The sequence below is a fragment of the Microvirga pudoricolor genome (assembly GCF_016892705.1).
Classification (GTDB): Bacteria; Pseudomonadota; Alphaproteobacteria; order Rhizobiales; family Beijerinckiaceae; genus Microvirga; species Microvirga pudoricolor.
Genome location: NZ_JAFEMB010000006.1, coordinates 181,966 through 200,710 on the forward strand (window position 1 = coordinate 181,966; position 18,745 = coordinate 200,710).

At 62.7% G+C, this 18,745-nt stretch carries 14 protein-coding genes and 3 tRNA genes; 15 read left to right on the top strand and 2 right to left on the bottom strand.

What is annotated here, in order from left to right; genetic code table 11:
• Window positions 1-210: 210 nt before the first annotated feature.
• Entirely contained in the window at window positions 211-1,041 is an 831-nt protein-coding gene (locus ILT42_RS18635; protein ID WP_204217278.1) for a TrmH family RNA methyltransferase, read from the bottom strand.
• Window positions 1,042-1,223: 182 nt separating this feature from the next.
• Between ILT42_RS18635 and ILT42_RS18640 the strand changes: the two genes are divergently transcribed.
• The 12 genes from ILT42_RS18640 to rpoC all read left to right on the top strand — a co-directional run bounded on the left by ILT42_RS18640 (window position 1,224) and on the right by rpoC (window position 15,701).
• Window positions 1,224-1,308: transfer RNA gene (locus tag ILT42_RS18640), tRNA-Tyr, on the top strand.
• Window positions 1,309-1,341: 33 nt separating this feature from the next.
• Window positions 1,342-1,415: transfer RNA gene (locus ILT42_RS18645), tRNA-Gly, on the top strand.
• 333 nt (window positions 1,416-1,748) lie between these two features.
• On the top strand, window positions 1,749-2,939 hold the full coding sequence (gene tuf, locus ILT42_RS18650; protein ID WP_204217286.1) for an elongation factor Tu: 1,191 nt from the start codon (window positions 1,749-1,751) through the stop codon (window positions 2,937-2,939).
• Between the two features lie 41 nt (window positions 2,940-2,980).
• Window positions 2,981-3,057: transfer RNA gene (locus ILT42_RS18655), tRNA-Trp, on the top strand.
• Between the two features lie 158 nt (window positions 3,058-3,215).
• Window positions 3,216-3,413 carry a preprotein translocase subunit SecE gene (gene secE, locus ILT42_RS18660; protein ID WP_204217288.1) on the top strand — a complete coding sequence of 66 codons (198 nt, stop codon included), beginning with the start codon at window positions 3,216-3,218 and terminating at the stop codon, window positions 3,411-3,413.
• An 11-nt stretch (window positions 3,414-3,424) separates the two neighbouring features.
• Window positions 3,425-3,958: a transcription termination/antitermination protein NusG gene (gene nusG, locus ILT42_RS18665; protein ID WP_204217290.1), complete on the top strand. Its 534-nt coding sequence runs from the start codon at window positions 3,425-3,427 to the stop codon at window positions 3,956-3,958.
• 195 nt (window positions 3,959-4,153) lie between these two features.
• Window positions 4,154-4,582, top strand: a complete 429-nt coding sequence (gene rplK / locus ILT42_RS18670; RefSeq protein ID WP_204217292.1) for a 50S ribosomal protein L11 — start codon at window positions 4,154-4,156, stop codon at window positions 4,580-4,582.
• Between the two features lie 11 nt (window positions 4,583-4,593).
• Window positions 4,594-5,295: a 50S ribosomal protein L1 gene (rplA, locus tag ILT42_RS18675; protein WP_204217299.1), complete on the top strand. Its 702-nt coding sequence runs from the start codon at window positions 4,594-4,596 to the stop codon at window positions 5,293-5,295.
• Window positions 5,296-6,100: 805 nt separating this feature from the next.
• A complete protein-coding gene (gene rplJ / locus ILT42_RS18680; protein ID WP_204217301.1) occupies window positions 6,101-6,619 on the top strand; it encodes a 50S ribosomal protein L10 in 519 nt (172 codons plus the stop codon).
• A gap of 50 nt (window positions 6,620-6,669) precedes the next feature.
• A complete protein-coding gene (rplL, locus tag ILT42_RS18685) occupies window positions 6,670-7,041 on the top strand; it encodes a 50S ribosomal protein L7/L12 (protein ID WP_204217303.1) in 372 nt (123 codons plus the stop codon).
• A 243-nt stretch (window positions 7,042-7,284) separates the two neighbouring features.
• Complete coding sequence (gene rpoB, locus ILT42_RS18690) at window positions 7,285-11,415, top strand: DNA-directed RNA polymerase subunit beta (RefSeq protein ID WP_229428755.1); 4,131 nt, start codon at window positions 7,285-7,287, stop codon at window positions 11,413-11,415.
• Window positions 11,416-11,525: 110 nt separating this feature from the next.
• A complete protein-coding gene (gene rpoC, locus ILT42_RS18695; protein ID WP_204217306.1) occupies window positions 11,526-15,701 on the top strand; it encodes a DNA-directed RNA polymerase subunit beta' in 4,176 nt (1,391 codons plus the stop codon).
• Window positions 15,702-15,749: 48 nt separating this feature from the next.
• Here the strand turns inward: rpoC and ILT42_RS18700 are convergent, their stop codons facing one another.
• Window positions 15,750-17,096, bottom strand: coding sequence for a glycosyltransferase family 4 protein (locus tag ILT42_RS18700; RefSeq protein ID WP_324617752.1), 1,347 nt, complete (start codon window positions 17,094-17,096; stop codon window positions 15,750-15,752).
• Window positions 17,097-17,195: 99 nt separating this feature from the next.
• Between ILT42_RS18700 and ILT42_RS22935 the strand changes: the two genes are divergently transcribed.
• From ILT42_RS22935 to rpsG, 3 genes are all read left to right on the top strand, one after another.
• Window positions 17,196-17,429, top strand: coding sequence for a hypothetical protein (locus ILT42_RS22935; protein WP_229428786.1), 234 nt, complete (start codon window positions 17,196-17,198; stop codon window positions 17,427-17,429).
• 423 nt (window positions 17,430-17,852) lie between these two features.
• Entirely contained in the window at window positions 17,853-18,224 is a 372-nt protein-coding gene (gene rpsL / locus ILT42_RS18705) for a 30S ribosomal protein S12 (protein WP_109596495.1), read from the top strand.
• 37 nt (window positions 18,225-18,261) lie between these two features.
• Window positions 18,262-18,732 carry a 30S ribosomal protein S7 gene (gene rpsG / locus ILT42_RS18710; protein ID WP_204217310.1) on the top strand — a complete coding sequence of 157 codons (471 nt, stop codon included), beginning with the start codon at window positions 18,262-18,264 and terminating at the stop codon, window positions 18,730-18,732.
• Window positions 18,733-18,745 lie beyond the last annotated feature (13 nt).

An 18,745-nucleotide genomic window follows, 5' to 3' on the forward strand; every position in this document is an offset into this window, starting at 1 on the left:
CGGGCCTTGTCGTATGGTTCTGAGGGTTTGATGCTGAACGCTTCGGGCCAAACGGCCGGACGCGCAGCGGACAAACTTCATCGTCGGGAAAGCTAACGCCGGACGGTTTCTATACAATTCCCAATTCGTATTTGCGACTTCAGTCTAAGGTTAGGTGCTTCTCTTCGTACAATTCACAGGCAGCATATACTTTAGCTGCAGCTCGATTGCTTAAGCGCCGCCGCGCTGCAGGCCCCGGGTGACCGCATAGAGGGCGATGGCGGCGGCGTTCGATACGTTGAGGCTCTTGATGGCTCCGGGCATGTCGAGACGGCCGACGGTGTCGCAGCAATCCCGGGTCCGCTGGCGCAGGCCCTTGCCCTCGGACCCGAGAACCAGCACGACGGGAGCTCTGAGGGTCATTTCGTCGATCTGCCCGTCCCCATCCGAGTCGAGGCCGATCCGTTGGAATCCGCGCTCTCCCAGGGTCGTAAGGGCATCCCCGAGGTTACGCACGACGAGGAACGGCACGTGCTCGAGGCCCCCCGAGGCGGATTTAGCGAGCACGCCCGTGGCGGCCGGGCTGTGCCGGGCTGTTGTGATGATCGCCTCCACGTCGAAGGCCGCGGCGCTGCGCACGATGGCGCCCACATTGTGCGGGTCCGTGATCTGGTCGAGGGCCAGAACCACGCGCTCGCCGCTGAGGGTATCGAGGGTGGGCGAGACGAGGGGATCGGCTTCCAGGTAGAGACCCTGGTGGACCGCATCGGGCTCGACGAGACGGTTGATCTCGTCCGGCCGGACGATCTCGGGCTGAAGCGGCAGCGGGACTCCCAGTTCTTCCTCGAGGCGGCGCAGGGAGTTTTCCGTGGCCAGGAGGCGGTGCAGCTTGCGCTTGCCGTTGCGTAAAGCTTCGGCCACCGGATGCCAGCCGTAGAGAATCGTCGGTCCGTCCGGGTCATGCTGGCGCCGGGGACCGGCGTCGCGGCGGCCTCCCTTGCCGGCAGGGCGCCCGGAGGGTCGGCCGAACCGGGGTTTCCGGGAGTAGGGGCGCTCGCTCATGGTCGAATCTCTGCACTGATGTCCGGTGCGCATATCACAGCCATGGCAAAAGTCTCGGCACGATGTTGGTTTTGACGGTTGACACCGTTCGAGCAGGTCACCATAAGGGCGCCCACGGCTGGCGGGCTTCGGTTCGCTGGTCGGGTGAACGGCCCTGGCGCTGTGCGTTACGGTTGGCTCATGGGGGAATGTCCCGAGCGGCAAAGGGGGCGGACTGTAAATCCGCTGGCTACGCCTTCGTAGGTTCGAGTCCTACTTCCCCCACCACCCAACGCCCACTATGTTAGGATTGGCGTTCGAGCGGGTGTAGCTCAATGGTAGAGCAGCAGCCTTCCAAGCTGAATACGAGGGTTCGATTCCCTTCACCCGCTCCAACGGCCCTTCCTTCAAATCCTGCCCAATCCAGCTAAGCCCCCCTCGCAGAATTTCTTGATTCGCAAGGAATGTGATCGGTAGCGGCTGGAGTTCCGCTTCCTGCCGGGCGGCCGGCGGCCCGTGGGGCGATCTTGCAATTTGCCGGGTTGATCCCCTCATTAGGCGCAGGCGGGGCGCGTCGGCGTCCTCATTCGGCCCGGGCGGTCTCAGACGGATGGCTTCTTCAGCCCTTCATGGACCGATTTCGAAATTGGCTCTTGCGCAAAGAGCATAACCGCAATATCGGGACGCCCTGAGTTTTTTCGTTCCTGGCCTCTGTAAGGTAGAAATCAATGGCGAAGGAAAAGTTTGAGCGGAACAAGCCGCACTGCAACATTGGCACGATTGGTCACGTTGACCACGGCAAGACGTCGCTGACGGCAGCGATCACGAAGGTTCTGGCGGAGAAGGGCGGGGCGCAGTTTACGGCGTACGACCAGATCGACAAGGCGCCGGAAGAGAAGGCGCGCGGCATCACGATCTCGACGGCTCACGTGGAGTACGAGACGCCCAACCGCCACTACGCCCACGTCGACTGCCCCGGGCACGCGGATTATGTGAAGAACATGATCACGGGCGCGGCGCAGATGGACGGCGCGATCCTGGTGGTGTCCTCGGCCGACGGCCCGATGCCGCAGACCCGCGAGCACATCCTTCTGGCGCGCCAGGTCGGTGTTCCGGCTCTGGTGGTGTTCATGAACAAGGTCGACATGGTCGACGACGCCGAGCTTCTCGACCTGGTGGAGCTGGAAGTCCGCGAACTGCTGTCGAAGTACGACTTCCCGGGCGACGACATCCCGATCGTGAAGGGCTCGGCTCTTTGCGCTCTGGAGGACCGTTCGCCTGAGATCGGCCGCGATGCGGTTCTCAAGCTGATGGACGAGGTGGACGCCTACATCCCGCAGCCGGAGCGTCCGGTGGACCAGCCGTTCCTGATGCCGATCGAGGACGTGTTCTCGATCTCGGGCCGTGGCACGGTGGTGACGGGTCGTGTTGAGCGCGGCATTGTCAAGGTTGGCGAGGAAGTGGAGATCGTGGGCCTGAAGCCGACGGTGAAGACCACGGTGACGGGCGTTGAGATGTTCCGCAAGCTGCTCGACCAGGGCCAGGCGGGCGACAACGTGGGCGTTCTGCTGCGTGGCACGAAGCGCGAGGACGTGGAGCGCGGACAGGTTCTGTGCAAGCCGGGCTCGATCAAGCCGCACACGAAGTTCAAGGCCGAGGCGTACATCCTGACGAAGGAAGAGGGCGGGCGTCATACGCCGTTCTTCACGAACTACCGTCCTCAGTTCTACTTCCGGACGACGGACGTGACGGGTGTTGTGACGTTGCCTGAGGGCACCGAGATGGTGATGCCGGGCGACAACATCTCGATGGACGTGACGCTGATTGCGCCGATCGCGATGGAAGAGAAGCTGCGCTTTGCCATCCGGGAAGGCGGCCGTACCGTCGGCGCCGGCGTCGTCGCCGCCGTCGTGGATTAATAGGTTCCAGGGGGCGGCATGCGCCCCCTGTGATCCGCCGGAGGAGTGTAGCTCAATCGGCTAGAGCACCGGTCTCCAAAACCGGGGGTTGGGGGTTCGAGTCCCTCCACTCCTGCCAGCGGATCGACAAAGGCGGCGCCTTGGTTTATAGAGGCGCCCGAAATCGAAGACATTCGATCGGTGGCGCGAAGCTCGAAACGGCTTCGCGCCCCTTCAATTTGGGCCATATGGAGCCCACCAGAGGACGTTCCGAGGCCCAGGCCCGGACGGAGCGAAATGGCGAAGACGAACCCGTTTGACTTTATACAGCAGGTCCGCTCGGAGGCCGCCAAGGTCACCTGGCCGACGCGCAAGGAAACGATGATCACGACCGCCATGGTGTTTCTGATGGTGGTGGTGGCGAGCGTGTTCTTCCTGGTGGTCGATCAGGTGATCGGCTGGGGCGTTCGCATGATCCTCGGCGCTGGCGGTTAGGAGCGGATACGATGACGAAGCGCTGGTACATCGTCCACGCTTACTCGAATTTCGAGAACAAGGTCGCTCAGTCCATCAAGGACCAGGCCGCACAGCGTGGCCTTGAGGACAAGTTCGAAGAGGTCATGGTGCCGACCGAGAAGGTCGTCGAAGTGCGCCGCGGCCGCAAGGTCGATGCGGAGCGCAAGTTCTTCCCGGGCTATGTGCTCGTGAAGTGCGACCTCACCGACGAGGTCTACCACCTCATCAAGAACACCCCGAAGGTGACGGGCTTCCTGGGCGCCGACAAGTCCAAGCCGGTCCCGATCCCGGACCGCGAAGCGGAGCGGATCAAGGGCCAGGTGGCCGAGGGCGTCGACCGCCCGAAGCCCTCCGTCAGCTTCGAGATCGGCGAGCAGGTGCGCGTCTCGGACGGCCCGTTCGCCTCGTTCAACGGCGTCGTCGAGGAAGTCGACGAGTCCCGGGCCCGCCTCAAGGTGGCGGTGTCCATCTTCGGCCGCGCCACGCCGGTCGAACTCGAATACGCTCAGGTCGATAAGGTCTGATCGTCGGCGAGTGGCGAAGGGTGAGCGGCGAATGGCGGGCTAACGCCCCATTCGCCCTTCGCCAGTCACCGCTCGCTCTCACCCGCGGGAGGCCTGCCCGGTTGCCAGCCGGGCCTTCAAGGGGCCGCACCGCGATCTGCAACCGCCACTCCGTCCGGCCGGCTCCGGAGGGATGGTTTATAGGGAAGCAGCCACATGGCTAAGAAAATCTCGGGCTACGTCAAGCTCCAGGTCCCCGCCGGCGCCGCCAATCCGTCGCCGCCGATCGGCCCCGCTCTCGGTCAGCGCGGTCTGAACATCATGGAATTCTGCAAGGCCTTCAATGCGAAGACCGCGCAGATGGAAAAGGGCACCCCGATCCCGGTGATCATCACCGCGTATCAGGACCGTTCCTTCACCTTCGAGATGAAGCAGCCCCCGGTCTCCTTCTTCCTCAAGAAGGCCGCCAAGCTCGACAAGGGGTCCCAGACTCCTGGCAAGGGCAACACGGTCGGTAAGGTGACCCAAGACCAGATCCGCGAGATCGCCGAGAAGAAGATGGCCGATCTCAACTGCGACAGCGTCGAATCCGCCATGGCTATGATCGCCGGCTCCGCCCGGTCGATGGGCATGGAAGTGGCGTAAGGAGAGGCACGATGGCTATCAAAGAAGGTAAGCGCATCCGCGCCGCTCGCGAAGGTGTCGACACCGTCAAGCTCTACGGCATCCAGGACGCCGTGAAGCTCGTCAAGGAGCGCGCCAAGGCCAAGTTCGACGAGACGATCGAGGTTTCCATGAACCTCGGCGTCGATCCCCGCCACGCCGACCAGATGGTTCGCGGCGTCTGCAACCTGCCCAACGGCTCCGGCCGGACGGTGCGCGTTGCCGTGTTCGCCCGCGGCGCCAAGGCCGACGAGGCCAAGGCGGCCGGTGCCGACATCGTCGGTGCCGAGGAGCTGTTCGAGACCGTCAACGGCGGCACGATCGACTTCGACCGCTGCATCGCCACTCCGGACATGATGCCGCTGGTCGGCCGTCTCGGTAAGGTGCTCGGCCCGCGCGGCATGATGCCGAACCCGAAGGTCGGCACCGTGACCATGGACGTGAAGAGCGCCGTCGAGGCCGCCAAGGGCGGCGCGGTGGAGTTCCGCGTCGAGAAGGCCGGTATCGTTCATGCCGGTATCGGCAAGGCCTCCTTCGACGAGGGCAAGCTGATCGAGAACATCAAGGCTTTCGCCGACGCGGTCTCCAAGGCCAAGCCGTCGGGCGCCAAGGGCACCTACGTCCAGCGCGTCGCGATCTCCTCGACGATGGGCCCGGGCGTGAAGGTGGATCCGTCATCCGTTCTGAACGGCTAAGTCAGCGTTAAATATTCAAAAAGACCCGGCACATGTGCCGGGTCTTTTCTTTTTGCCGGATTTGAAACTCTAATTCGTTGTCCCTATCCTTAGCTGGAGAAGCTTTGGCTGGGAAAAATCTGGGACTTCGGACCTCGGTGCCATCGGGAATATGATAACCGAGGGTCTGACGCCGTTTTGCGCAATCTACACGCTTGTCCCGGCTCTCTCAGGCAGAATGACACTCAGTGGTTTCCACGGAGAGTGCTCCCCAGAGTCGAGGGCGAAGAGCCGAAAAACGGCTCCAGCTCGGGCTCTTGAACAGCCAAGCCTGGCCCCCATATCAGGTATCCAGCCCACAATCCCTCCACAATCCCGCCATGCAAATGCCTCTTGGCATTTGATGGAAAAGGGCTTATGGAACCCATTCTAGATTCACTAAAAGCGCCCTCAGCAGGAGCTACTGTCTAGAGTAGCGGAGTTGTTGGCAACGAATCCGTCCCGGAAACGGGACGGTGACAGGCCGGAAGGCCAGAGGGAAACCTTTGGCGTTTTCCGGCTATGTCCTGTCCAAGACTGCAGGCGCTGGCTCGTCCAGCTTAATTCGTGAGGGCCTGCATAGACGGGGAAGCCGAATTCACGTCCGTCAACGCGGACACCGGGTATCGGTTCGAACCATCTCGCCCGAATGTTTTCATGGACCCGCTCCATGGCATCCGGGGGACAGGGCTTGCGAGAGCGTCGCTTGAGACGCCCCGGCGCAGCCCAGGGCCTTGAGCGACAAGTGCAACCGGCGGAATTATTTCCGCCAACCGGAGAGAGCCCAGTGGATAGAGCAGCAAAAAGCGAGCTCGTCTCGACGCTCAACGGCGTATTCAGCGATACGTCCGTCGTCGTCGTGGCCCACTATGCTGGCCTCACGGTCGCCGACATGCAGAAGCTGCGCTCGCAGATGAAGCAGGCTGGCGCCACCGTGAAGGTCGCGAAGAACCGCCTCGCCAAGATCGCTCTCGAAGGCACAGACGTCGCGTCCATCTCGAATCTCATGAAGGGGCCCACCCTGATTGCGTATTCGAGCGATCCGGTCGCGGCGGCAAAGGTCGCAGTCGATTTCTCCAAGACCAACGACAAGCTCGTTATACTTGGCGGAGCCATGGGCGCGACTTCCCTGAACGTGGACGGAGTGAAGGCGCTTGCCACCCTTCCGTCCCTTGATGAACTGCGCGCCAAGCTGGTCGGCCTTATCCAGGCTCCGGCTACCAAGATCGCACAGCTCAGCACTGCGCCGGCGGCGAAGCTCGCCCGCGTGTTCGGGGCCTATGCCAAGACAGGCGAAGCGGCGTGAGGCCGTAACCTCAACTATCAACCGTTCGAACCATACCTAAGGAACTAAACATGGCTGATCTTGCCAAGCTCGTCGACGATCTGTCGTCGCTGACCGTTCTCGAGGCCGCCGAGCTCTCGAAGATGCTCGAAGAGAAGTGGGGCGTGTCCGCCGCCGCTGCGGTGGCTGTTGCCGCTGCTCCGGGCGCTGCTGCTCCGGCTGCCGAAGAGCAGACCGAGTTCACGGTCGTCCTCGCCGGCGCCGGCGACAAGAAGATCGAGGTCATCAAGGAAGTCCGTGCGATCACGGGCCTCGGCCTCAAGGAAGCTAAGGACCTCGTCGAAGGTGCGCCGAAGCCTGTCAAGGAAGGCGTTGCCAAGGACGAAGCCGAGAAGATCAAGGCGACCCTCGAGAAGGTCGGCGCCAAGGTCGAGCTTAAGTGATTTTCGCGGCCATACGGTTGCAAAATCAGCCCTCGCGTCGAAAACGAGGGTTCTGAAAACCAGCGGTCCCAGGCTTTTTGGCTTGGGGCCGTTGTGTCGTCCAAGGCGCCAGCGCCTCCAGGATGACCAAGTCGGGTTCGATGAAGCCCAGGTTCGGTAATCCGGCAGATGTTGCCGGACAGCTGATCCAGCCTCCGGCGGAACGGCGGCTGGATCAGCTGTGGTATGAGGAATGAGGTCCAGATGGCCAATACACTGATCGGCCGGAAGCGCATTCGTAAGTTCTTCGGGAAAATTCAGGAAGTGGCGGAGATGCCGAACCTCATCGAGGTTCAGAAGGCATCCTACGACCAGTTCCTGATGGTCGATGAACCGAAAGGCGGCCGGGCGGAAGAGGGCTTGCAAGCCGTCTTCAAGTCGGTTTTCCCGATTTCGGACTTTTCGAACACCGCCTTGCTCGAATTCGTCCGCTACACCTTCGAGCAGCCCAAATACGACGTGGACGAGTGCCGGCAGCGCGGCATCACCTTTGCGGCCCCGCTCAAGGTCACTCTCCGCCTGATCGTGTTCGATGTGGATCCGGACACCGGCGCCAAGTCGGTGAAGGACATCAAGGAGCAGGACGTCTACATGGGCGACATGCCGCTCATGACCGACAACGGCACCTTCATCGTGAACGGCACCGAGCGCGTCATCGTCTCCCAGATGCACCGTTCGCCGGGCGTGTTCTTCGATCACGACAAGGGCAAGACCCACTCGTCGGGCAAGCTCCTGTTCGCCGCGCGCATCATCCCCTATCGCGGCTCCTGGCTCGACATCGAGTTCGACGCCAAGGACATCGTCTATGCCCGTATCGACCGGAAGCGTAAGCTCCCGGTGACGTCGCTGCTGTACGCGCTGGGCCTGGACGGCGAGGAGATCCTCAACACGTTCTACAACCACATCGCCTACACCAAGGCGAAGGATGGCTGGCGCGTGCCGTTCGACGCCGAGCGCATGAAGGGCTTCAAGGCGACCGCGGACCTGATCGACGCCGATTCCGGCGAGGTCGTCCTGGAAGCCGGCAAGAAGCTGACCGTTCGCGCCGCCCGCCAGCTCGCCGAGAAGGGCCTCAAGGCCCTGCGCGCGACGGACGAGGACCTGTACGGCCAGTACATTGCCGAGGATCTGGTCAACGCCAACACGGGCGAGATCTACGCGGAAGCCGGTGACGAGATCACCGAAAAGCTCCTCAAGGGCTTGGAAGATGCCGGTCTCGACGAGATCCCGGTTCTCGACATCGATCACGTCAATGTCGGGCCCTACATCCGCAATACGCTCGCCATCGACAAGGCTTCGTCCCGCGAGGACGCCCTGTTCGACATCTACCGCGTCATGCGTCCGGGTGAGCCTCCGATCCTCGAGACCGCAGAGGCGATGTTCAACTCGCTCTTCTTCGATCCCGAGCGCTACGACCTCTCGGCCGTCGGCCGCGTGAAGATGAACATGCGCCTCGACCTCGACGCCGAGGACACGGTTCGCACTCTTCGCCGCGAGGATATCCTCGCCGTGTCGAAGGCCCTGGTGGACCTGCGCGACGGCAAGGGCGAAATCGACGACATCGACCATCTCGGCAACCGCCGGGTCCGTTCGGTGGGCGAGCTCATGGAGAACCAGTATCGCCTGGGCCTCCTGCGCATGGAGCGTGCCATCAAGGAGCGCATGTCCTCCGTCGATATCGACACGGTCATGCCGCAGGACCTCATCAACGCGAAGCCCGCAGCGGCCGCGGTGCGCGAGTTCTTCGGCTCGTCCCAGCTGTCGCAGTTCATGGATCAGACGAACCCGCTCTCGGAGGTTACCCACAAGCGCCGTCTCTCGGCTCTTGGACCGGGCGGCTTGACCCGCGAGCGCGCCGGCTTCGAGGTGCGCGACGTGCACCCGACGCATTACGGCCGCATCTGCCCCATCGAGACGCCGGAAGGACCGAATATCGGTCTGATCAACTCGCTCGCGACCTTCGCCCGCGTCAACAAGTACGGCTTCATCGAGACGCCGTTCCGTCGCGTGCGCGACAGCAAGGTCACCGACGAGGTCGTGTACCTCTCGGCCATGGAAGAGGCGAAGTACAACATCGCCCAGGCCAACGCCGTTCTCGATAAGGCCGGTACGCTCACCGACGAACTCGTCATCTGCCGTCGCGCGGGTGAAGTGATCGTCGTGGCGCCTGATCGCGTCGACCTCATGGAGGTGTCGCCGAAGCAGCTCGTGTCGGTCGCGGCCGCGCTCATCCCGTTCCTCGAGAACGACGACGCGAACCGCGCGCTCATGGGTTCGAACATGCAGCGTCAGGCTGTGCCCCTCGTGCAGGCGGACGCTCCGTTCGTCGGCACCGGCATGGAGGCCATCGTGGCCCGTGATTCCGGCGCCGCCATCGCGGCACGTCGGGCTGGCGTAGTGGATCAGGTGGATGCGACTCGTATCGTTATCCGCGCCACGGGCGAGACCGATCCGACCCGTCCGGGCGTCGACATCTACCGCCTGCAGAAGTTCCAGCGCTCCAACCAGTCGACCTGCATCACGCAGAAGCCGCTGGTTCGCGCCGGTGACGTGGTGGGGAAGGGCGACATCATCGCTGACGGTCCTTCCACGGAGTTCGGTGAGCTCGCACTCGGCCGGAACGTGCTCGTCGCGTTCATGCCGTGGAACGGCTATAACTTCGAAGACTCGATCCTGCTCTCCGAGCGGATCGTGAAGGACGACGTCTTCACCTCGATCCATATCGAGGAATTCGAGGTGATGGCCCGCGACACGAAGCTGGGGCCTGAGGAAATCACGCGCGATATTCCGAACGTGTCGGAAGAGGCGCTGAAGAACCTCGATGAAGCCGGCATCGTGTATATCGGCGCCGAGGTCCATGCGGGCGACATCCTCGTCGGCAAGATCACGCCGAAGGGCGAAAGCCCGATGACGCCGGAAGAAAAGCTTCTGCGCGCCATCTTCGGCGAGAAGGCCTCTGACGTTCGCGACACGTCGCTCCGCGTGCCTCCGGGCGTAACGGGCACCATCGTGGAGGTCCGCGTCTTCAACCGTCACGGCGTCGACAAGGACGAGCGTGCCCAGGCCATCGAGCGCGAAGAAATCGAGCGCTTGGCCAAGGACCGCGACGACGAGCAGGCGATCCTGGACCGCAACACCTACGCGCGTCTGGCCGAGATCCTCTCGGGTCAGACCGGTGTGGCAGGTCCCAAGGGTTTCAGGAAGGACAGCGCCCTGTCCCGCGAGCTGCTCAATGAGTATCCGCGGTCCCAGTGGTGGCAATTCGCCGTGGCTGACGACGCTCGCATGACCGAGATCGAGGCCATGCAGAAGCAGTACGACGAGTCGAAGAAGCGTCTCGAGCAGCGCTTCCTCGACAAGGTCGAGAAGCTGCAGCGTGGCGACGAGCTTCCGCCCGGCGTCATGAAGATGGTCAAGGTCTTCGTGGCGGTGAAGCGCAAGATCCAGCCTGGCGACAAGATGGCGGGCCGCCACGGCAACAAGGGTGTCGTGTCGCGCATCGTTCCCATCGAGGACATGCCATTCCTGGAAGACGGGACGCACGCCGATATCGTGCTGAACCCGCTCGGCGTGCCGAGCCGCATGAACGTCGGCCAGATCTTGGAGACCCACCTGGGTTGGGCCGCTGCCGGCCTCGGCCGACAGGTCGCTCAGGCGGTCGACGCCTATCTGCGTAACGGCAAGGCCCAGGGGCTGCGCGACCAGCTGACATCGATCTACGGCAAGATGCCGGAGATCGAGGACGCATCTGAAGAGCAGCTTGTGGAGCTGGGGCAGAACGTGCGCCGCGGCGTGCCGTTCGCAACTCCGGTCTTCGACGGCGCCAAGGAAGCCGACATCGAGGCCATGCTGCAGAAGGCAGGCTTCGATCCCTCTGGCCAGGTCACGCTCTATGACGGCCGCACGGGTGAGCCCTTCGACCGTAAGGTGACTGTGGGCTACATCTACATGCTGAAGCTGCACCACCTCGTGGACGACAAGATCCACGCTCGCTCCATCGGCCCCTACAGCCTCGTCACCCAGCAGCCGCTGGGCGGCAAGGCCCAGTTCGGCGGTCAGCGCTTCGGCGAAATGGAGGTGTGGGCGCTCGAGGCTTATGGCGCGGCGTACACGCTGCAGGAGATGCTCACCGTCAAGTCGGACGACGTGGCGGGTCGTACCAAGGTCTACGAGGCCATCGTGCGCGGTGACGACACGTTCGAGTCTGGCATCCCGGAGAGCTTCAACGTTCTCGTGAAGGAAATGCGCTCCCTCGGATTGAACGTGGAGCTCACCAGCTCCAAGCGCGCGGCCAACGAGGCTGAGCAACTGCCTCCGGCCGAGGCTGCCGAATAAGGCGTCCGGCACGGCCCATGAAACGACCAAGGCCGCGGCTCTCATGCCGCGGCCGCATGTAATTTCCGGCGAGGCTGTCAATTCAGGCACCTCCCACCCAGGAGACGGCGATGACTCAAGAGGTCATGAATCTCTTCAATCAAACTGCCCAGCCGCAGAGCTTCGATCAGATCAAAATCTCGATCGCGAGCCCTGAGAAAATTCTTTCTTGGTCGTACGGCGAGATCAAGAAGCCCGAGACCATCAACTACCGGACGTTCAAGCCCGAGCGCGACGGCTTGTTCTGTGCGCGCATCTTCGGCCCGATCAAGGATTACGAGTGCTTGTGCGGCAAGTACAAGCGCATGAAGTACAAGGGCGTCATCTGCGAGAAGTGCGGCGTCGAGGTCACCCTCGCGCGCGTCCGTCGCGACCGCATGGGTCATATCGAGCTGGCCGCTCCCGTCGCCCACATCTGGTTCCTGAAGTCCCTGCCGAGCCGCATTGGCCTGCTGCTCGACATGACCCTCAAGGATCTGGAGCGCATTCTCTATTTCGAGTCCTACATCACCGTCGATGCTGGCCTGACGCCCCTCAAGGACCGTCAGCTGCTGACCGAGGACGAGTATCTGCGCGCTCAGGACGAGTACGGCGAGGACAGCTTCACCGCCATGATCGGCGCGGAAGCGATCCGTCGCATCCTGCAGGAGCTCGACCTTGAGAAGGTCGCGGCCGATACCCGCGAGGAACTCGCCACGACCACTTCGGAGCTGAAGCCCAAGAAGCTTCTCAAGCGCCTGAAGATCATCGAGGCCTTCATCCAGTCCGGCAACAAGCCCGAGTGGATGATCCTGACGGTCGTGCCCGTGATCCCGCCGGATCTTCGCCCGCTCGTTCCCTTGGACGGCGGCCGGTTCGCCACGTCGGATCTGAACGATCTGTACCGCCGCGTGATCAACCGCAACAACCGCCTGAAGCGCCTCATCGAGCTGCGCGCGCCGGACATCATCATCCGCAACGAGAAGCGCATGCTTCAGGAGGCGGTGGATGCGCTGTTCGACAACGGTCGCCGCGGCCGGGTCATCACGGGCGCCAACAAGCGTCCGCTGAAGTCGCTCGCCGACATGCTCAAGGGTAAGCAGGGTCGTTTCCGCCAGAACCTTCTGGGCAAGCGCGTGGACTACTCCGGCCGTTCGGTCATCGTGGTCGGCCCGGAGCTGAAGCTGCACCAGTGCGGCCTGCCGAAGAAGATGGCGCTCGAGCTCTTCAAGCCGTTCATCTACGCCAAGCTCGATGCGCGCGGCCTGTCCGCCACCGTCAAGCAGGCCAAGAAGCTCGTCGAGAAGGAAAAGCCCGAGGTTTGGGACATCCTGGACGAGGTCATTCGCGAGCACCCGGTTCTCCTGAACCGCGCTCCGACCCTGCACCGTCTCGGCATCCAGGCATTCGAGCCCACCCTCATCGAGGGCAAGGCGATCCAGCTGCATCCGCTCGTCTGCGCCGCGTTCAACGCGGACTTCGACGGTGACCAGATGGCCGTTCACGTGCCGCTGTCGCTGGAGGCGCAGCTGGAAGCCCGCGTGCTGATGATGTCGACGAACAACATCCTGCACCCGGCCAATGGTCAGCCGATCATCGTGCCGTCGCAGGATATCGTCCTCGGCCTCTACTACCTCTCCATCGTGTCCGATGGAGAGCCGGGCCAGGGCAAGGCATTCTCGGATATCGGCGAGCTTGAGCACGCCCTGCACGAGAAGGTCATCACCCTGCACACGAAGATCCGCTACCGTGCGGAGCGCATGGGCGAGGACGGCAAGATCTTCTCGAAGGTCTACGACACGACCGCCGGTCGCGTCATGCTCTCGCGCCTGCTGCCGCAGCATCCGGCCCTGTCCTTCGACGTCGTGAACAAGCTCATGACCAAGAAGGAGATTTCCAACATGATCGATGCCGTGTACCGGCATTGCGGTCAGAAGGAATCGGTCATCTTCTGCGATCGCATCATGAAGCTCGGCTTCTACAATGCTTTCCGGGCCGGTATCTCGTTCGGCAAGGACGACATGGTGATCCCGGAGAACAAGTGGGACATCGTCGAGGAGACCCGCGCCCTCGCGAAGGACTACGAGCAGCAGTACCAGGATGGCCTCATCACTCAGGGTGAGAAGTACAACAAGGTCGTCGATGCCTGGGCGAAGTGCTCGGATCGTCTCGCTGGAGAGATGATGGCGCGCATCTCGGCCGTGAAGAAGGACGATGCCGGTCGCGACAAGCCGGTGAACTCCATCTACATGATGTCCCACTCGGGTGCCCGTGGTTCGCCAGCCCAGATGAAGCAGCTCGCCGCCATGCGTGGCCTCATGGCCAAGCCGTCGGGCGAGATCATCGAGACGCCGATCATCTCGAACTTCAAGGAAGGCCTCGACGTTCTCGAGTACTTCAACTCGACCCACGGCGCCCGCAAGGGTCTGGCCGATACCGCGCTCAAGACCGCGAACTCGGGTTACTTGACCCGCCGTCTGGTCGACGTGGCGCAGGATGCGGTCATCCGCGAGACCGATTGCGGCACCGACAAGGGCATCCGCATGCGGGCCATCATCGACGCGGGCCAAGTGGTCGCGACGCTGGGCTCCCGCATTCTCGGCCGTTCGACAGCCGAGGACCTGATCGCGAGCGACGGCAGCGTCATCGTGGCCAAGGGCACGATGATCGAGGAAGCGCATCTGGAGGCGATCAACGCCGCCGGCATCCAGGAAGTGAAGATCCGTTCGGTGCTCGTCTGCGCCTCGAAGAACGGCGTCTGCGCTACCTGTTACGGTCGCGACCTTGCGCGCGGCACGCCCGTCAACCACGGCGAGGCTGTGGGCGTGATCGCGGCCCAGTCTATCGGTGAGCCTGGCACGCAGCTGACGATGCGTACCTTCCACATCGGCGGCGCTGCTCAGATCGCCGACTCGTCCTTCTTCGAGTCGAGCTTCGAGGGCACGATTAGCTTCCGCAACAAGCACATTGCGCGCAACTCCGACGGCGATCTCGTCGTCATGGGCCGTAACGTGGCTGTCGTGATCTCCGGTCCCGATGGGACCGAGCGTGCGGTTCACCGCCTGCAATACGGCTCGCGCCTGCGGGTCGACGAGGGCGACACGATCAAGCGTGGCCAGCGCATCGCCGAGTGGGATCCCTATTCCCGCCCGATCCTGACGGAGACGGACGGCGTCGTGGGCTACGAAGACCTCGTGGACGGCGCGTCGATGATTGAAACGATGGACGAGTCGACCGGCATCGCCAAACGTGTGGTCATCGACTGGCGCGGTTCGCCTCGCACGGCCGATCTGCGCCCGGCGGTCATCATCGAGGGCAAGGGCGGCAAGGTTGCCAAGCTCGCCCGCGGCAGCGATGCCCGTTACATGCTCCCGGTGGATGCGATCCTCGCGGCCGATCCGGGCGCGAAGGTCAAGGCCGGTGACGTGCTGGCCCGTGTCTCGCTGGAGAGCGCCAAGACTCGCGACATCACGGGCGGTCTGCCGCGCGTGGCGGAGCTGTTCGAGGCCCGCCGTCCGAAGGACGCGGCCATCATCGCGGAGAAGTCCGGCACGATCCAGTTCGGCCGCGACTACAAGAACAAGCGGCGTCTGTCGCTGATCCCGCACGATGGCTCGGAGACTGTCGAGTACCTGATCCCGAAGGGCAAGCACATCCACTTGCAGGACGGCGACGTGGTCGAGCTCGGCGACTTCATCGTGGACGGCAACCCGGCCCCGCACGACATCCTTGCGATCAAGGGCGTCGAGGAGCTGGCCGCTTACCTGGTGAACGAGATCCAGGAGGTCTACCGCCTCCAGGGCGTGCTCATCAACGACAAGCACATCGAGGTGATCGTTCGCCAGATGCTGCAGAAGGTCGAGATCACGGAGGGCGGGGATTCCGAACTGCTCGCCGGCGAGCAGGTGGATCGCCTCGAACTCGAGGAGATCAACGAGCGGCTCGTGTCCGAAAAGAAGAAGCCCGCCGAAGGCGTGCCGGTTCTGCTCGGTATTACCAAGGCCTCGCTCCAGACCCGCTCCTTCATTTCGGCGGCATCCTTCCAGGAGACCACCCGCGTCCTCACCGAAGCGGCGGTCAACGGCAAGGTCGACACGCTGGAAGGCCTGAAGGAAAACGTCATCGTCGGCAGCCTGATCCCAGCCGGCACGGGCGCTCTGAATGCTCAGATCAAGGCTGTCGCGTCTCATCGCGACAACCTCATTCTGCAGCAGAAGCGCTCCGACACCCAGGCGACCTTGAGCGAACTGCCTCCGGCAGCCGAGTAAGAGATCGCGCCGAACCAAGACGAAAAGGCCGCCCGAGGGCGGCCTTTTTTATGGCTCGGATAGAGATATCAGGTCGAGCTTTGCCAGGAGGAGAAGGGCACGAATCCCAGCCGTCCCCGGAATGAGCGTCTGCCGCCTCAGAAATGTCGAAACATCATCCCCATTCGATCCGATCTCCTGCCAGAACCGGAAGAGCGTCGATTCATCCACCTCGGGAAAAACCGCCAGGATCGCGGTCTTCAATCGAAGCCTCGCTCCAACATCTCGCAAGCCAATCCCGGGCTTTTGACGAACTCGCCAGGCTCCGGAGAGAGTGCGCGATGGGAAACTTGCAAACAGCTCGTACGGGTCCGGCCGCGCCACCCAGCCTCGCTGTCGTCCAAGCGTGGCAGGGATGGTATCGCGCTTATCCAACCGAAGCTTCGCGAGCTCTCTCCACAGCTCTTCGTAAGCACGCACGACGACCTGCCAATCGTAGACTTCCCGGGCCCGCCGAGCGCCAGCCCGTCCCATTTGGTGCCGTCGGTCCGGATCCGTCAGATGCTCGAAGGCCCGGACGGTGGCATCGATATCGACCACGGCAGTCGTGGAAATGTGGCCGATATAGGCGTCATATGAATCGATTTCGAGGGCATGACGTAGCGCAGGTTCGAGTCCGGCGCCTGGAGGTGCCGTGAGAGTCGGAACCGAAAAACCGTCGATTCCGTGCCGAACCGTGTCTTTATACCCATCCCAGTCCGTCACCACGACGGGCAGAGCCGCAGCCATGGCCTCGATCGGCGTCAGGCCGAATGTCTCCTGAATATTGTCCGTCAGCGAGCAGAAGATGTCTGCGGCCGCCCATGAGAATGTTCGATCCTGCTCCTGCCGCCCATCGGTGCGAATCGACCGCACGGAAGGGCAAAGCTCGGCTCGTGCATCGGCGAAGGCCCGATCGATGGAGGGGTTCGACGCCCATCCGCACTCGATCAGGGCGACACGATGCCTTTGAGCCAATCGCTCGAGGGCCAAGTACATCGGCACCGGATTCGCCTTCGCGTGGAAGGACAACCGGCCGACGAAGAGAACGGCAAGCTCGTCCGCTTCGAGGTCAAACCTTGCTCTCGCCTGTTCCCTTCTCGACATCCGGAGCGCCTGAGCGTCGCAATCGACCCCAAGCGGGATGACCGGGAGCTGCGGCAATGGGAATCGCTTCGCTCCGGTCCGCTCCTTCAGGAACTCCATCTGTCGATCCAAGAGCACCTGCACCGCCGCCCGTGAGGCACGGGACGTGCAGATAAGGGCGTCCCAGTCTTGGAAGGGCAGGGTCGGAAGAGCGGCCACGGCGTCCATGGCCCGATTCGAAGACAGGGTGTGGTTCACCCCGCACAGACTCCAAGCCCGCGCCCCATGCATGTTGCGCAGCCAAGCTTGCGAAGCCGTCGGAATGCCGGACGTGAAAAGGCAGCCGGCGCTCCGCAAGCGTCCGGCGACACCCGGCGTCAGGACGCTGGGATGGGAGCTTGGCCGAATCGCCCGCACGAAATCGCGAAAAGACTCGCCGTCCTTGACATCCTGCACGAAAGCGATGAGTTCGCTGCTCTCAGCGTGACGAGCGTAGGCCGTCAGGAAGCCATGACCGGCGAAATTCCGGCCCATCGGCTTCTCGGATGGAATTACGAAGGCATCGCCCTCAAAGTGGATGGCTGCGCCCACAGCTTGTTCCTAAACGTCAAGCTTGCGGCTTAATGCATCCCAAGCTCCCATGATCCTCTCCAAATCAAGGGGAGCGGCGGAAAATCCGGCTTCCGAGGACCCTATCACGCTCAAAGATCAGATCAGGGTTGACTTTTCCCGACTCGGGCTATACAGAAACCCCACTTTCCGACTGGCCGTAGGTTTTCGCCAGTTGAAGCGCCGAGCTTCAACCGATGCTGCCTAAACGCTGTCGAACTCAAAACTGACTGGCACATCGTCAGCTTGAGGCATGAATGCGACAGGCAACTGTCGTGATCCTCTGCTCTCTTAACACGCTAAAGGCTCGTTCGAGCCGATGGCGTGGTTTTGTTTTGCGCTAACCTTAGCGGTTACGTGAAGCAGAATGGAGCAGAGCTGAACCATTGGATTAGGAACTAGCGTCACCTCGCAGTGACCGGTGAAAGAGGGCACAGGATGCCAACGATCAGCCAGCTGATCCGCAAGCCGCGGACGGCGCAGAAGAGCCGGAATAAGGTTCCCGCGCTTGAGGCCTGCCCGCAGAAGCGCGGCGTCTGCACGCGCGTTTACACCACGACCCCGAAGAAGCCGAACTCGGCTCTCCGTAAGGTCGCGAAGGTTCGTTTGACGAACGGTTACGAGGTCATAGGGTACATTCCGGGCGAGGGGCACAACCTCCAGGAGCACTCTGTGGTCATGATCCGCGGCGGCCGTGTGAAGGACCTTCCCGGCGTTCGCTATCACATCCTGCGCGGTGTCCTCGACACGCAGGGTGTCAAGAACCGTAAGCAGCGTCGTTCGAAGTACGGCGCGAAGCGGCCGAAGTAAGCCGCTCGTTTTGCAAATTTAAGGTCGGAGTCGCCTCATGTCCCGCCGCCATAGCGCCGAGAAGCGTGAGATCATCCCGGACGCCAAGTTCGGTGATATCGTCGTCACCAAGTTCATGAATTCCATCATGTACGACGGCAAGAAGTCTGCTGCCGAAAGCATCGTCTATGGTGCATTCGACATCATCGAGGGTCGCGCCAAGGCCGATCCGCTCGAAGTGTTCAAGCAGGCCCTCGACAATGTCGCTCCGGCGATCGAGGTCCGCTCCCGTCGCGTCGGCGGCGCCACCTACCAGGTGCCTGTCGAAGTTCGTACCGAGCGCCGCCAGGCCCTGGCGATCCGTTGGATCATCCAGGCCGCCCGCGCCCGCAACGACAAGACGATGGTCGACCGGCTCTCCGCCGAGCTGCTGGACGCCTCTAATAACCGCGGCAATGCCGTGAAGAAGCGCGAAGACACCCACCGTATGGCGGAAGCCAACCGTGCGTTCTCGCATTACCGCTGGTAACGGCTAGACCCGA